The sequence below is a fragment of the Virgibacillus salarius genome (assembly GCF_039521925.1).
In the GTDB taxonomy this organism is placed as follows: Bacteria; Bacillota; Bacilli; order Bacillales; family Amphibacillaceae; genus Virgibacillus; species Virgibacillus salarius.
In genome coordinates, this window is sequence record NZ_BAAACY010000025.1 from 23,749 (window position 1) to 40,042 (window position 16,294).

A 16,294-nucleotide genomic window follows, 5' to 3' on the forward strand; every position below is an offset into this window, starting at 1 on the left:
AATTGATAAGTATTTACAGTTTACCAGTTCGATTTATAGAATAATTTTTTACGAAAATATAAGGTATACTGGATGGAATAAACTGAATATACTCTAAATATTTTTCCTTCTGTTCGTACTGTAAATTTATCTACTTAAAGAATTTTTCCTCATCGTCTCCTCAAACATAATTAGTTCCTCCATATCTCAATCGTAAGCAACCTTGTATGCTAATTTATTCGAAAGAAAGGCCATATGTACTAGCCATCCTTGACATTTTATGGGCTATTATCACATAAATAATACATCCTTTAGTACAAATGAACTCTTATTTCAAATTTATATACACTCTAAAACTTTTGCTCTAATTATACATATCTTTCTAATTATATTTTTTTGGGGAAATTACTATATAGTGATTAAAATTTTTTTACCATTTATAAGCATTATTTAAGAAAAAATCTATAAAATTATAAAGTAGTCAGACGAGAAAGCTAATGATGTAAAAGGAAGGATAAGTAATGACAATTAAAAAGATTAGCTTTTGGATGTTCATTAGAAATAGTTTTCTTATTATTGCTGTGATCTTATTATTTTGGATAATATTAAACCAGATTGTGATGGAGCTTGAGCAACACCGATATCCGCCATTAGGTCAATTAGTTGAAGTGAACGGTGATAAAATGCATGTGTATGTTAAGGGAGAGGGTGAAAAAACGATTGTTTTATTAAGTGGTGCTGGTACAGCTGCACCAGCATTGGATTATGAACCTTTAATAAAAGAAATGGCAAAGAATAATAGAATAGTAGTTGTAGAGACATTTGGGTACGGTTGGAGTGAAACTACTAATAAGAAGCGAACTGTTGAGAACATTGTAGAGGAAATAAGGACCGCACTGTATAAAGCTAATATTAAAGGTCCATATATTTTGATGCCTCATTCAATATCTGGTATTTATAGCTTGTACTATGCCAATAAATACCCCGACGAAATTAAGGCAATAATATGTAATGATTGCACTTTGCCTCAAGTAGTAGATTACTTTAATGAATCTATTCCTACTATACCTCGATATATAAGTGTTTTAGCATCGACTGGAGCCACTAGGTTAGCAGTATATTTGAATTCAGCGAAGTACCTTCCTGAAGCAGAAAATGGAACTTATTCTCTTGAAAACTTAGAAAAGACTAAAATCTTATCGGCATGGAATTTAGGCAACAAAAATATAATTGCTGAAGTTAATGAAATAAATCATAATATTGATAAAACAGTTAATATGTCTTTTCCTACAGATACACCCGTTCTAATATTTACTAAATACAGTGATAGGATAACGACAAATGGTAAAACAATGGAAGCTTTTTATCAAAAGCAGATAAACCATTTATCAACTAAAAAGCTCGTTGTATTAAGAGGACATCATTATTTACACTGGTCTAATTTTAAGGAGATAAGCAAAACCGTTTATGATTTTATAAATACATTTTAACTTTTAAAGTTAGATGTAATAACTTTAAAAAAATTATATAGTCTTCATTCCACGCCATACAAACATTCTTATTCATTTGTTGACCAAAGTAAACCACATTTATGGGATAGATGGCAAAACGAACTAAAATTACTTACTATGACTATCGCTTTTGTATCCTTTTTCGGTCAATCGGTAATCCTTGCATCAAAATTATTTTTGATACAACTTTCCTTCATACGATGCCCTGTTTTTATAGTTCACCATCTCCCTAGACCCTATGCAGGATTACCTTGTAAAAAGGAGGTTATGCTCCTAGTCTATGGATCTCTTTTTAACTGGCTCTATTAACATATATTAAAGATTTCATTTATAGCTTATTGACTCCTATAAAAGCTTTTAGTAAGCATATATAGACAATAAGCTATCGATACAAATAAAGGTACCAACAGATATACTTCAAAAAAAGGAATGACACATAAAATAAATACAAATGAAACAAGTGAGCAAATCCAAGGCTTGCTCCACTTCTTAAAAAGTTTAACACCTGAAATCATTGTTAAAGCATATACGATTAAACCAAGTGACGTCGGTATAAAAAGCAGATCATCAAATGTTGCTGAAAATATAACTGTGATTATTACGCCTATAACTGCAAACCCAACTGCAAATATAACCATGCGTCGTGGAACACCAGAACGATGTATCTTTGATAATACGGTTGGGAATGCTTTATCTCTGCTCAAGGAATACCCTAGCTGCGCCAAACTAGCGATAAATGCGTTTGATGTACCAATACATATTAAATAGGCAAGTACTGCAGTTAATACTTGTGCCCCTATCCCTAGATTATCTTGTATAATAACAGCAATTGGCGAAAAATCGCTTTCAACACTACCATATGTATTTGTGCCAATAGTAACAAAACTAAGTAGTAAAAATAAACAACCTATAATCAATGCGCTAATTACAGAGCTTTTTACAATATTTTTATCAGGTTGTTTGAAATGAGAGGATAAGTTGCAGATTGCCTCCCAGCCAAAGAAGGCCCAGAAAATAACAGTAATAGCAGTGCCAATGGCATACCATCCATCCGTAAAGAAAGGTTGGAAATTATTAAGAGTTACACTTGGTAAAGCTACAATGATTGTAGTCAGTAGTAATAACAATAGACATGAGCTAATGATTAATGCAGCCTTTCCGCTTACTTCCAGACCAAAATAATTAAAGCAGCCTGCAATTAATAAAATTAGTATCGCTGCATATACCTCACCTAAAGGGGTGAAGTTGAATGCTTTACTTAAGTAAAAAGCCCCAGTTAATGCAACGATAGACTGACCAATTGCGGCAGTTACAAAATAGAACCAACCGACGATGTTCCCTAAATGATAACCAAATGACTTTCGAACAAACGTTGCTGTCCCCCCAGCATCAGGGAAATCTCTAGCTAAACTTGCAAAACTATATGCTAATGGAAAACTAAATATAATAACAATAATCCAAGATAGTAAAGAAGCAGGCCCTGCTATAGAAGCGGTTATTCCTGAGACAAATAATACACCAGATCCCAATATTGCAGCTATATATAAACTTATTCCTTGATAAAGATTAATTGTTTTTTTAGTAGTCATGTTCCACACTCCAAATTAAATAATAGTTACATAGAAAAATTCGGAAGTACGTTAAAAAATGATTTAAGATGGATTATTATTTAGTATGTCTTTTTCTAATTGTAGCAACTCATACTTAAACGTTAACCCTCCTCTATAACCAGTGCTTTTACCATTTTTTCTTACAACACGATGACAAGGTATCATAATTAATATTGGATTTGTAGCAATCGCGGAAGCTACAGCTCTGTATGAGTTGGGTTTGCCTAATCTTCTGGCAACATCTGAATACTCACTGTTTCACCAAATGGTATACATTTTAAAATTTCCCAAACCTGCTGTTGAAATAGGCTACCGCGTAGATCAAAATTTACAGTAAATTCTTTTCTTCGACCAGTAAAAAAATCCTCTAATTGTAATTTGTAATTCCTCAATTTATCCTCATTATTTATCAATGTAGAATGATTGAAAACTTTGGTAGCCCAATCTTGGAAATCTGTACCTGTTTCATACGGGGATCCAACATAAGCTATTCCATGATCTGTACTAGCGATGATTCCTTTTGCATTTTTTAAATACCAATAACTCCAATAGACTAGACACATTACAGTTTTTTCCTTTCATTATTAATGTAAAACAAAGTGTATGCTATTCATTATTTTTATACAAGTAATTTTGAATGTAAAAGCAAGAAATCAAAAGTACAGTTACAGACAATTATGCTATCGTTATAAGAAAATATAGATAAAGGAGTTTTAGCGTGACAGTTTATAAACAACTTCTATCTCTTCCTGAAGACTTCTCTTTTAGGATTAACTTGGATTATTTAAAAAGTACAGAGGATGGTTTATTCCGTACCGATCAAGAAAGCATAACACGCTTTATCGTTTTAGATGGCAATCTTTTTTTTATAAAGATATATGTCAGTAATAACAATAGACTGGTTATAGAAACTGAAGATGTCAGTCAATCTTACACGAAACAATTTGAGCGACAAATAATGCTTTACATCCGAGATTGGTTCGATTTAGATATTCATTTAGAACCATTTTATACCATTGCAAAACAGGATGAATATCTTAAAATGCCTATATCAAAATTTTATGGATTAAGAAATATAGGAATACCGGACATTTTTGAAGCCTTTGTCTGGGCCATTTTAGGGCAGCAAATAAATTTGAGCTTCGCTTCTACATTAAAAGATAGATTTATTAAAAATTATGGAAAAAGACTAATTCATAATGGAGAGGACTATTGGCTATTTCCTTCCCCTCGTCTAATAGCTTCATTAAGTATGGATGAATTGTTTAAGATTGGTATGTCTCGAAGAAAATGTGAATATATCCGTGGTATAGCACGGCTGATTGCCAATAACCAGATATCAAGAGAAAAATTAGTTCAACTATCTGACATAAATTTAGCAGTAAAGCAACTAACTGCAATAAAAGGAATTGGTCCATGGACTGCAAACTATGTATTACTAAGATGTGTGCGATATCCCAATGCGTTTCCTATAAATGATGTTGGACTTCATAATGCATTAAAGTTAGCTGGGTCATTAGATAGGAAACCTTCGATAGATGAGATTAAACAAATAGCTTCTACTTGGGAAGGATATGAATCTTACGCAACGTTTTTTCTATGGAGATTAGTATATTAAAGTGTTTCTACTGTACAATAGAATTAACAAAAAATACTGCCCCAAAAGGTTCATTCAGATACAAGAAACCGGAATAACCAAGACCCCAAATGGAAGAACCATCGTAAATTCGTGCAACAGTGATTTATTTGCTCAGAGGCTAAACTGTTGTCGTTGAAAGATAGGATATTCCAGTTCCTTTAAATAGAAATTTATCTTTTGGGACAGTTCCTCATCATTTAATACTTTCTATGAAATTTTTATGAAATACTTCGACATATTTGTTGACGATCTGAATGGGTATGATTAGCTCGATCTTATCAGAAAAGAAAGAGAATGAATGAATATTCATATTATAATATAGGATATATCTATGAAGATCTTTATTTTTGTTTAAGCTGTGACCAATGATGGTTACTTTTCCTCTTTTATCATCCATGACATTTGTTGTTAAGCAAATTATACTACCTGGTGGTAAGCTTCTATTCGTTATTGTTCCAGCAATTACAGTTCCTTGAGAACTCGATAATTTTTTGATTTTAATTGGTATGTTGCTTTTTTTAGCCCATTTAATTGCTTCCGGATGGATAACCTTTCCACCACTTGCAGCTATTTTCAAGGCCTGGTCATAGTTAAGTGTTTTTAGGGTTTGAGCAGAATTTATTATTTTGGGATCTGTAGTCATTATCCCAGGCACATCTGTATAAATATCTAATTGGCAAGCTTGGAAGGTTTGAGCTATCGCCGCAGCCGTGACATCGCTCCCTCCCCTGCTTAGTAATGTTGTGTCACCAGTATAAGTGTACCCCTGGAAGCCAGCTATTATAGGAATAATTCCTTGATTAATTAGTTCTTCCATGTTTCTTTTGTCTATAGATATGATTTCCGCATCTAAATAGTCGTTAGATGTCACTATTCCAGCATTCGCACCTGTCAATGCGGATGATTTTAAACCCCGATGGTTTAAATACGAGCTCAGTACGATGCTTGATATGATTTCCCCACAAGAAGAAATTAATGCTGTTTCTCTTGGTGATAACTCATTCTGTTTAATATATCTTAGTAAAGTATCCGTTGCATATGGATCACCTAATCGCCCAATTGCAGATACAACTAGAATTAATTTATATCCTTTCTCTTGTTCTTTCGTAATAACTTCAGCAATATTTCTTCGGTCTTCCATGGTTTTCAAAGAATTACCACCAAATTTAAGAACTTTTATCTTTTTCATGATCCTCTCCTGGTTTTAATATTCAATGCGTAAAAAAATTCTTTTTCATTTCCAACTTCGTCACAAGTACTGATGTCATAAATTGTATCCCATAACAAATTCGAACTACTTGCGCCTAAATTTCTCATTAATTTTTTGGAGAAGGTCGGCATAATTGGATAAGAAAAAACAGATAAAGCCTTTAATAGATAAGTGACATTAGCTACCTGTTGCGTGTATAAAAAATCGTCTTTTGCTTTCATTGGTAAAACCTTTTCCTCTAAATAATCAATAATTGAACTCATATAGTCCTCTAATTCAAAGGAAGCTTTTCGTAGACTAAATTGTTCCAAATCATAGAATTTTTCTAGATTCTTTTTTGTTCTTTGTATTAAGCTAGAGCTTTGATAATGTATTGCAGCGTTTTTGGGTATGATTCCCTTAAAATCATGATTAATCATTTCTATATATCTATTTATTGTGTCTTCCCATTTTTTAGTGAATTTATCATTAGTCTGTAAAAAATCATCGAAAGAAAAGTTAGTTTGCATATGCTCCGGATTAGTTAAGGATAAATAAAACCTAAGATTATCTGATGGAACATCCTTTAAGAGTTCTCCTCCCCATATTGCATGTCCTTTACTTGTAGAGAACTTCTCTTTATCTAGTAAATAAAAGTAATTCGTAATGATGTGCTCAGGTAATAACTCATCCTTTTCGATAGCAAATGCGCTTGCAACATGTAGTACGGAATTAAAAAAACTGTTATCAAATCCGAGGAATTGTACAAGCGTCTGTTTATGTTTGTTCTCTCTGCGAATACCATATTGATGTAGATAATGTGAATCAATACTTTCTAATATCCCAGGGTACATTTCAAACCATACATTTATTACTTGGTCTTTAAATCCCTCGATTGGAACGGGTATTCCCCAATTCGAAGGATAGGTTACTGGATAGTCCGGAATGTCTTTTGCTATTATCTGTTTACAAAATTCTATTAGCTGAGGTCTCCAAGTTGTTCTTGATGAATAAAAATGATTCAACTTATCTTTATAATCGTTAATAGGGAAAAATAGACCCGTATATTGTTTAATTATTGGAATAGATTTACAAATTGTGCAGAAGGGCTGCTCCAAATTAATAGGGTCGTTAATTTGACCACAAGCTTCGCATAAATTACCAGATGAATCACTTTTACAATAGGGACACTTTCCTTTTACAAATGACTCATATAAATTCAACTTACATTTGTCGCAGTATAATATATCTTTCGTTTTCTTTTTTAATTTCCCTTTATTATATAATTCTAGGAAAAATGTTAATACATAATTAATATGTTTGTTATTACCCAATGGATTCTTGTATAAATCCACATCGATGTTTGCCGATTTTAATGTAGATCTAACAATATTATTATTCTTCTCTACCATTTCTTCTGGATCGATTTTCTTATTATTAGCTGTTGTCGCTACATAGCTCTGGTGATCATCACCATAAGTAATATACGCAACGTTATTACCTGTTATTTTTTTGAAGCGGGTGTAAACATCCGCCGCAAGATAGGGGCCAGCTAAATGCCCGATATGAAGGTCGCCATTAGGTGTCGGTGGTGTTGCCGTAACATATATTTCACTCATCATAAAACCTCCTCATTTTAATGTTTCCAATGATTATTTTCTAACTGATATTGTTCAATTCCAACAGCTCCCCACCAAACAGCTAAGAATTTTAGAGGTTTACCTCCAGTATTATGAAGCGAATGGACAGAAAAAGGCTCGAAATAAATAACATCTTCTTGATATACCTTTTCCGTTTCCCCATCTACATTAATAACCCCTTCACCTTCTAAAATAATAAAAGATTCTTCTTCATCATGATTGTGAGGCTCTGTTGTCTCACCAGGTTGTACAATTATAATTCCTGAACCAAATGGTGATTTTCGGGTTTTGTCCCACGGATATATTCTTCTTAATAAAGAGCCGTACTCATATTTATAGTCATCACGATGGTGCCTTTGGATATTTACTCCTTTTTTCTTTGTTCTTTTTAACGCTCTTTCTAGATAACGATCAACAATTTCCTTTGGATAATGTTGATTTAAAGAAGCCTTTACACCTTCATAGTAGCTTAGCGATGGCTCTCTTCGTTCTTCGATAATTTTTGGCACCATTATATAGGCTTTTACTTTTTTATCAGCAAGATAAATTTCTACTTCTTTCAACATATAACCATAATCATTTTTTCTAAGAAGACTAATTTGATTTTCATTGATTTCGAAAGCTATTCCTAATACTTCCCCTCCATCTTTTTGTATTACCGTTGAGGTCCCCCCATTAAAATCTGGATGGAATCCTGTAAATGTGTATATATGCTCCTTTAATATTGCTTTAGAATAGCTATTCCATTTGCCTAAGTCCTTCTTTGCTGTCTCCAGGTTACAAGTTAATCCAAAAGAAAATAAATATGGCATTATCGATCACTCCCGTTTAATTTTATAAAATCTCCAGCTTTCATTTCATAAACATCCCACTCAAATTCTAGCAAGTCTCCTTTTGGCGAAAATGAAACTTCTTCTAATCCTTCAACTACAACTCCATCTTTAAGGCTATTTATGAAGCGTTTACAACCGTGTTTCTTTAATAGTGATATGTTATTTAATAGAATCTTAGTTGCAATATAGCTTGTGACGGAGTAAGCAGCTGGCTTTAAAGATGCGATTTCTTTATATTTATTTTCAAAATTCTTATAATTAATTCCGTAAAGGTCCTTCTTAGTAGAAATAGTAAAGAGTTTTAATCCATCATGTTTACTAGTCAGATATGGAAAATCAGCTACAAATATATCATCACCAAATATAACCGTACCTGTAAAATTTGCTTTCGCTAATTTCTCAGTTAATAACAATGCACCTTCGTACGTACCTGCAAACAATAAAGTATCTCTATCATCTATTTCTGATACAATATTGTCATTAATTAATATCGACGTTTTCAAGCTTAGTCCTTTCTCTAAAATTGATTTTCTTAGTAATTTTGATAGTTGATTTCCGTAACTATTTTCTTGGTATACTATTTTTAAACTAGTATTAGCTGTTAATTTATCTGCTAGATGAACCATTTCATAAGCCATCTCTTCATCTCTTCCACAAACTCTAAGAATATTATCAAAGCCTTGTTCCGTAAGCAATGGATGTGAAGTACCTGGGGCTAAGAAAGGAATGTCTATATCAGAGTAAATAGTCGCAGCTACAAGCGATTGGTTTGCGCTTAAGTGACCAATTACTGCTTCAGCCCCTCTATTTACGAGTTGATTTGCAGCCTTAAGTGTAGAATCTTTATCAAAAGAACTTTTCTCCCAAAGTACCTCAATATCATAAAGCCTATCTTTCTTCTTGAGATATTCATTAACAGCAATTGCTACACCTGTATACAATTCTCTGGTATGACCGCTTAAATTCGCACTTATGCCTATTCTAAAAAGCTTATTTTTGTTATTGGAAGTTTTGGGTAACATGTCATCTAATGTTTTTATTGGATCAACAGATTTAACTACTGCTTTTTCACTCATAAGCTTCACGCGCCTTTTTGTATGCTAGTTGATCTCTACGAATATGATCAGGGTTTAGCTTTTTCCCAACTGCAAGATAATAACTAAGTAACTGCATTGGTAAAACATATAGTAATGGCACTAATAATTCATGACAGCTCGGTAAATTAAATACATAATCCGCATTAGTTATATCATTTTTTTCAGAAGTAAATAGTAGCGATGTACTGCCAATTAATTTACTAGCTTTAAACAGATCAGACACCCTTTCTTTCATATTCGGGTTACTAGCGATTACAATAATTGCTGTATCTTTATTACACATAACTAACGGTCCATGGAATAGCTGTTCCACATCCATACTAGTTGTTGGAGTATAGTGAACCTCACCGAACTTTAATGTAGTTTCATGAGCAACTCCGATTGTATTTTCATTCCCACATACCACAAAGAAATCACTTTTTAAGTCATCTGCTAATTCCTTCATTTCATTTTTGCGATTCAATACATTAGTAAATAGAGAAGGTAATTGAATAGCTACTGAATTAACTATGTCATTAATTGCAAGATCTCCCATTTCTCTTGCTAGCTTCCCCATCAGTATGAGCATTAAAAAAGTACTTAAGGTATAGGTGATTGTATGTGCAAGAGATTTATCGTCTTTATAGCCATAAGTCAGTACAAAATCTGATATATCTGCACATCTACTTGCTGTATCACCTGTAACTACTACCGTCTTGCAGTTATTTTTATTAGCTAAAAAAATACAATCGAATGTAGCTTTTGTATCTCCCGAATGAGAAAAGGCGATTACTACATCCTCTTCATTAAGGGAGTAATTAGGAGACATTAATTCAAACGCAGGTACAGATCTAAATTTATTTTTCTCTTTAAACATTATTTGACTTATGCTAAAACTAGACAAGGCTACATGATAGGATGTTCCGCATCCTATCAGAAAAATTCTCTTACTCTTTTTTAAAGTATCTAATAAACTTCCGTGATTTTGAAATTTTAATGATAAAAACAGTTTCTTTAAATATTCAGGCTGTAACATAATTTCTTCATACATATAATAAGGATGACTATTCCTCGATTCCATATAAAACTTCCCCCTTCTTTATAAATTACATATATTTATACATGCTTTCTGTTTGGAAATAGGTGTACTTTTTTTCATTCTCAAATCGATTTATCCTGTAATACTTTAGCTCATTTGTTTTTGTGTTATATAAAATTTCTTTAGCTATAGCTTCACCTACTGCAGGAGCTATTTTATATCCCCCTCCACCAAAACCAACGGATAAATACAGCCCTTCATATTCAGTAGGACCAATAAGAGGATATTGATCGGGAGTATAGCTATCAAAACCAATACGTCCACCCAAAACTTTGGCCTTCTGCAGAATAGGGAACCTTTTAGAAGCTCTATCAATTGCTTCGAGTGCTTCTTCATTTTGAATTTTCCTCTTAAAATGAATATCGCTAATATCACACTCAGAGGATTTTATTCCTATTAGAATTCGGCCGTCAGGGAATGGGCGCATATACGTGTCTGAAGTATCATCTATATAGGAATGTGATAAGACTTTATCTGTATCAGTATGTGCAAAAACAACTCCTAAGCGCTTGGTATAGATAGGTAAGTCAATACCAAGATTTTTGGTTAGCTTTCCCCCCCAGTAATTGGATGCGATTATCACACGTTTAGCGAATATCTGAGATAAATTTGTTTGAACACCAACAACTTTATTTTTATTTACTACGATATCTTGAACCTCTGTACCTTCCATTAAATGAAGCCCTTGCTTTAGACCTTCATTAATAAATGCTAAGCTAGTTTTTGCTGGATTACCATATCCACCAAGAGGTTCATAGGAGACAGCACCTATATTCTCGACATTTATAAACCGTTCTTCTAAATTGTATTCATTTGGTGAATAAACTTTAATCGGTAATCCTAAATTGACCATATTTTGAACATTGATCTTTAAATTTTCAACATATTGAGGACCTACCATTAATGAGAAACCTATTGGATGATAACCAAAATCCATTTGTTTGGCTGCTGTAAGCTCCTTATACAATTGTAAGCTTCTAAAAGAAAGATATTGATTAGCATTGTTCGTATGGTGTACTCTTAGTAATCCACCAGATATACTTGTTGCCCCATCCCCTGGCGGTTTTCCTTTTTCACATAGCAAGACATTAAATTTTTTTGATTTAGTAAGAAAGTAAGCAATACTGGCCCCGATTACTCCGCCTCCAACAATAATCACATCGTAGTTCATTTTCATCTATCTCCCTAAACTATCTTTTATTGCTAAAGTAAAAATAGTTAACGCTTTTTCGAGTTCAGTCTTTTTTATTGTAAGTGGAGGTATCCATCTGATTACTTGATTATAAGGACCACAGGTTAGTAATATTAATCCTCGTGAAAGACAATTTTGCCTTACCTTTTCGGCTATTACCGTACCAGGATTTCCATTGTCATCAACGAATTCACATCCAATCATCAATCCTTTACCACGGACATCAACGATGATAGGATATTCCTTTTTTAATGCTTGTAATTCTGCTAACAAGAAGTCTCCCATTTCCTTAGCATTACTTACTAACTCTTCGTCTTCTAACACGTTGATCGTCTCAATAGCTGCTGCCATAGAGATAGGATTAGGTCCATAAGTGCCACCATGTGAACCTGGAATCCATTTATCCATTATTTCCTTATTGGCTGCTATCCCACTTAGCGGAAGACCTGATGCAATACCTTTAGCAATCACAAGAATATCTGGTACTATATTGAAATGTTTAAACGCAAAGTATTCGCCTGTTCTTCCAAAGCCCGTTTGAATTTCATCAAAAATTAATACTATATTGTTCTTATTACAAATATCCCTAATACCGTTAATAAAGCTCTCTGGTGGCATTACATACCCACCTTCTCCTAATATCGGCTCAATAATCATAGCCGCTGTTTCATCTGGCGAAGTTTGAGTGTTTAATAAATGCTCAAGTTCGGCTAAACAATATCTTGTTCTTTCTTCATTGTCTTCCTCTCTGTATTGTCTAGAGTATGGATGCGGACTAACAAATACACCAGACATAAGAGGCTGATATCCCGATCGATATACAGATTTAGCTGTTGTTAAAGATAATGCTCCTATTGAACGCCCATGATATCCCCCCTGAAAGCAGATAATATTTGGTTTTTTAGTAGCGTGACGTGCTAATTTAATGGCACCTTCTACTGCTTCACTTCCACTATTTGAAAAGAAGAAACAGTTTAGTTTTTCCGGTATAATTTTCTGTAGATCATTTGTTAAACGATCCAACATAGAGTTATACAAGATTGTTGTTTGACCATGTAGTAGTTTTTCAGTTTGTTCCTTTATAGCCTTTACTACTCTAGGATGGCAATGCCCTGTGTTTGTAACCCCAATACCTGATGTACAATCAATAAATTTTCTACCTGATTGATCATAGATATGCACACCTTCTCCATAATCCACATCAATATTCGTAAACAATGGCCAAACTCGAGAAACTTTATCCGAATGTTGTTTTACCTTCAAGACAGTACACCATCTTTCATAGAGGTAATATTGTTCATTGAATCAAGTATTCTTTGAGCCTTCGTCGCCATCATAGTGAATGATGCTGCATCCCCTATCCCGTGAGTTTTCTCTGTTAAACCATTCAAATAAATGTTAGCCTTTACATTTGATTTTGTGTCTACTTTATAGTTTTCAGATACTTTTAAACTATTATTCTTGTTATAATTAAAGTACTTTTTCATTGGTAGAAGTACTTCTGGAAATTCTTCCTCAAAAAATCCAGTACAAAGGATAATGTAATCCGTATTTATTGAATCTTCTTCTTTGTTATATATATCTTTAATATTTAGTAAATAATCTTTTTGAGTATTAGCCACATCTACTATCTCTTTACAGCGATGTAATTCTATTTGCTCCGTTCCTCTAATTTTATCTTCATACATCTTCCAATATAGTGCTTCACTAACATCATCATCTACAGCTGAATAATTTGTATGTTTGATCTGCTCGAATAGTTTATCTCGTTCGTTTTGGTTCAATGAGTAAAAGTAATTCGTAAACTCAGGAAAAAATACTTCATTTGTAAAATGACCTAACTCATATAGACGAAATCCGGTATGCCTAACAATAGAATTTATTTTTGAATTAGGAAATTTATTAGCTAGATACAGAATTATTTCAACAGAGTTTTGCCCCGAACCAATAACTGTAAAAGTAGGGTTGTCTTCTTTATTAATACGCTGTACGGAACTTCTGAATTTACTTGCGTGAAAAACTTTGTCACTTACTTTATCTTTAAATTGACTTGGAATATAAGGTTTTCTACCTGAATTTAAAATAAGATTTGTAGTGTGAAAAACATTGCGTTCTTTGCTTACATTATTAACTGTATGCACTTCAAGACCTTCAATATCATCATTTACTACTATCGGCTTTACAGACTTAACTTCTTCGTTATAATGTGCTTTGTCATCTATTTGTTTGGAAACCCATTGAACATAATCAGACCATTCCGTTCGACTTGGGCGACCTAATAACCCAAAAGAAAACAATCTTCCTTTCTCATATAAATAGTTTGAAAAGGTATATTGACTTCTTGGATTTCTAGGTGTAGCAAAATCACGTAAAAAATGGTGCTGAATATCTGTACCAGGTAGTAACATTTCCGGCATCCATGCCGAATCATTGTTTTTTTCAAGAAATACTCTTTTATATACACTCTTATTATTGATATCTTCCATATCTCTTATTGCAGTTTCTAAAGCAATTCCTGCAGGACCAAATCCTACACCAACGACATCATAAAATTTTCTGTACATTTTTTTCCTCCTTGGTCATTAATTGATAATACTTTCTATAAATGGATGGGCTAAATCCAACTTCCTTTTTAAAGATCTGAGAGAAATAAGATAAATTTGTGTAACCAACGGACATACAGACATCTGTAACTAATTGACCATTTTCTAGCATATCTTTTGCTTTTGCGATTCTTAACTTAATTAAATAGTCTTTAAAACCAATTCCCATAGACTCTCTAAAAAATCTAGAGAAATAGGCTGTATTTAAAAATAGATGATTAGCTACACTTTTTAAATTGAGGTTGCTATTCTGTAGGTTATTTTCAATATAAAGCAATGCTTCTATTAATTTTTCATTGTTAACGTGGGTAAGTTCATTGAAGTCTATTTGTACATTGATAATGTTAAAAATCAATTCGAATATATCTTCTTTTGGTACCGTATTTACTCTTATTAAAGGAATATGAAGTTTCTCAAATTCTTCTATTAACATTTGTCCATCATTAATTAAATTGTTTCCTTCGATAATTATTAGCATCTTATATCTCTCTAGATTTTTCTTTTCAAGGGTTTTCAAATCTCTGATTAATACAACTTTTAATTTTTTTAGTAGAAATACTTCTCTGTCATCAAGTATTTTTTTTGCATCGTATAATAAAATACATTTTACCCCCAAGTTGCCTCCTCCTTTATATCTAACACCTCCATAATATATTAGTATTACTTAAGATATGTTGGAGTAACCGCCCATGAGTTAATAGTATCGGAGTAAAAGTTACAATGCTTTGGTTTTTTTTACTAATATTTTAGTTTTTTCTACATATTTGAAATATTTGTAGAAAATAGTATTGATTCAATATACGATTAAAAAAATTGGAGGGATGCATGATGAATACAAAACACTATCGAATCAAGTTGAAAGGGGAATTTAATTTTTCGATGATAGACGAAGTATTTGAAGTAATAAAGCTACCATTTATACGTATTCATTCGGTGAATAAATATCAATTAGAAGGAGAAGAAAATTTATTTTTTCTAAGAATAGAACTTCAATGTAAAGCAGATATGCGTATTAAATATATAGAAGAGTCTTTATTACGAATCGGAAATAATTATGCTAGTGATATAAGTATGGAAGAAGTAACTAAAAAGAATATGGCTATATTTGTTTCAAAGGATAACCATTGCTTGAGAGAGATCTTGTGGAGGTGGTCTGATGGAGAGCTTTCATGTAACATACCACTTGTAATTAGTGATTACGATACCCATAAAGAACTAGTTGAATCTTATGGAATACCATTTTTAAAGTTAAGATTAACGAAGACCAATGAGAAGAATGATAGCATAGCATCGAGCATACTTATGGAAAATAATATTGATTTTATAGTACTTGCCAGGTACATGCAAGTACTATCTCCTCGTTTTGTTCGTAAATTCGATAAGAAAATTATTAATATACATCATTCTTTGCTACCTGCATTTATTGGCGCTAACACTTATAGAAGAGCATTTGAACGTGGAGTTAAGGTGATTGGGGCTACAGCTCATTATGTTACTGAAAAATTAGATGAAGGCCCAATACTAGCACAACAGGCCATCCATTTAACGGATGGGTTAACTTTAAGTGATTACAAACAGTACGGAAAAAGTATCGAATCGGATACTTTACTTCAAGCAATTAAATGGCATATTGAGGATAAAATTTTTATTTATCATAATAAAGCACTCGTACTAAAATAATTTGATACTTATATAGCAAAAATGGAGTGTGATCAAAACCGAGACATTAAGAAAAGCCGGGCAAAATTCGCTCAGTCCTTATCACTAAATGCTCAGATTTACGCTTCCTCTAGTAGCTATTATGGAATAATAGCTACTGCTTGACCACCACTCTGGCTGCCCACTTCCCTTCCCGTGGGGTTTGTCCTTCAGCTAACTTTTTTAGCAAAACCCGCTCAAAAAAGTGGATCTTCAGGTCAAACA

14 protein-coding genes and 1 pseudogene are annotated in these 16,294 nt (G+C 32.9%); 3 read left to right on the forward strand and 12 right to left on the reverse strand.

All coding sequences use genetic code 11. The features are described from left to right. The first annotated feature begins 500 nt into the window (after positions 1–500). Complete coding sequence (locus tag ABDZ84_RS04390; protein WP_226983629.1) at positions 501–1,469, forward strand: alpha/beta fold hydrolase; 969 nt, start codon at positions 501–503, stop codon at positions 1,467–1,469. A 356-nt stretch (positions 1,470–1,825) separates the two neighbouring features. Here ABDZ84_RS04390 and ABDZ84_RS04395 read toward each other — a convergent pair whose 3' ends face one another. The 3 genes and pseudogenes from ABDZ84_RS04395 to ABDZ84_RS04405 all read right to left on the reverse strand — a co-directional run bounded on the left by ABDZ84_RS04395 (position 1,826) and on the right by ABDZ84_RS04405 (position 3,663). After that, on the reverse strand, positions 1,826–3,079 hold the full coding sequence (locus ABDZ84_RS04395) for an APC family permease (protein WP_034679745.1): 1,254 nt from the start codon (positions 3,077–3,079) through the stop codon (positions 1,826–1,828). 63 nt (positions 3,080–3,142) lie between these two features. Then, positions 3,143–3,292 (reverse strand): annotated as a pseudogene (locus ABDZ84_RS04400) (methylated-DNA--[protein]-cysteine S-methyltransferase); the annotation flags it as partial. A gap of 32 nt (positions 3,293–3,324) precedes the next feature. After that, positions 3,325–3,663: a methylated-DNA--[protein]-cysteine S-methyltransferase gene (locus ABDZ84_RS04405; RefSeq protein WP_051388455.1), complete on the reverse strand. Its 339-nt coding sequence runs from the start codon at positions 3,661–3,663 to the stop codon at positions 3,325–3,327. A 155-nt stretch (positions 3,664–3,818) separates the two neighbouring features. Between ABDZ84_RS04405 and ABDZ84_RS04410 the strand changes: the two genes are divergently transcribed. Further along, positions 3,819–4,718, forward strand: coding sequence for a DNA-3-methyladenine glycosylase 2 (locus ABDZ84_RS04410; protein ID WP_026682875.1), 900 nt, complete (start codon positions 3,819–3,821; stop codon positions 4,716–4,718). A gap of 214 nt (positions 4,719–4,932) precedes the next feature. Here ABDZ84_RS04410 and ABDZ84_RS04415 read toward each other — a convergent pair whose 3' ends face one another. Genes ABDZ84_RS04415 through ABDZ84_RS04455 form a run of 9 tightly spaced genes read right to left on the reverse strand, consistent with a single transcriptional unit; the run spans position 4,933 to position 14,987 of the window. Next, a complete protein-coding gene (locus ABDZ84_RS04415) occupies positions 4,933–5,928 on the reverse strand; it encodes an aspartate kinase (RefSeq protein WP_051388456.1) in 996 nt (331 codons plus the stop codon). Beyond that, positions 5,925–7,547: a class I tRNA ligase family protein gene (locus tag ABDZ84_RS04420; protein ID WP_051388457.1), complete on the reverse strand. Its 1,623-nt coding sequence runs from the start codon at positions 7,545–7,547 to the stop codon at positions 5,925–5,927. The genes ABDZ84_RS04415 and ABDZ84_RS04420 overlap by 4 nt, the downstream gene beginning before the upstream one ends. Positions 7,548–7,564: 17 nt before the next feature. Then, entirely contained in the window at positions 7,565–8,380 is an 816-nt protein-coding gene (locus ABDZ84_RS04425) for a cupin domain-containing protein (protein WP_051388458.1), read from the reverse strand. Beyond that, positions 8,380–9,477, reverse strand: a complete 1,098-nt coding sequence (locus ABDZ84_RS04430) for an ABC transporter substrate-binding protein (protein ID WP_026682876.1) — start codon at positions 9,475–9,477, stop codon at positions 8,380–8,382. The genes ABDZ84_RS04425 and ABDZ84_RS04430 overlap by 1 nt, the downstream gene beginning before the upstream one ends. Then, positions 9,470–10,558, reverse strand: a complete 1,089-nt coding sequence (locus tag ABDZ84_RS04435; protein WP_026682877.1) for an SIS domain-containing protein — start codon at positions 10,556–10,558, stop codon at positions 9,470–9,472. Before ABDZ84_RS04435 ends, ABDZ84_RS04430 begins: the two co-directional genes overlap by 8 nt. Before the next feature lie 25 nt (positions 10,559–10,583). Further along, positions 10,584–11,747, reverse strand: a complete 1,164-nt coding sequence (locus tag ABDZ84_RS04440) for an NAD(P)/FAD-dependent oxidoreductase (protein ID WP_161629296.1) — start codon at positions 11,745–11,747, stop codon at positions 10,584–10,586. A gap of 6 nt (positions 11,748–11,753) precedes the next feature. Then, on the reverse strand, positions 11,754–13,031 hold the full coding sequence (locus ABDZ84_RS04445; RefSeq protein WP_343780313.1) for an aspartate aminotransferase family protein: 1,278 nt from the start codon (positions 13,029–13,031) through the stop codon (positions 11,754–11,756). Next, positions 13,028–14,332 carry a SidA/IucD/PvdA family monooxygenase gene (locus tag ABDZ84_RS04450; RefSeq protein ID WP_121604747.1) on the reverse strand — a complete coding sequence of 435 codons (1,305 nt, stop codon included), beginning with the start codon at positions 14,330–14,332 and terminating at the stop codon, positions 13,028–13,030. Before ABDZ84_RS04450 ends, ABDZ84_RS04445 begins: the two co-directional genes overlap by 4 nt. Then, positions 14,313–14,987: a helix-turn-helix transcriptional regulator gene (locus tag ABDZ84_RS04455; RefSeq protein WP_121604746.1), complete on the reverse strand. Its 675-nt coding sequence runs from the start codon at positions 14,985–14,987 to the stop codon at positions 14,313–14,315. The genes ABDZ84_RS04450 and ABDZ84_RS04455 overlap by 20 nt, the downstream gene beginning before the upstream one ends. Positions 14,988–15,199: 212 nt before the next feature. Between ABDZ84_RS04455 and ABDZ84_RS04460 the strand changes: the two genes are divergently transcribed. Then, positions 15,200–16,051 carry a formyltetrahydrofolate deformylase gene (locus tag ABDZ84_RS04460; protein ID WP_162986377.1) on the forward strand — a complete coding sequence of 284 codons (852 nt, stop codon included), beginning with the start codon at positions 15,200–15,202 and terminating at the stop codon, positions 16,049–16,051. The last annotated feature ends 243 nt before the right edge of the window (positions 16,052–16,294 follow it).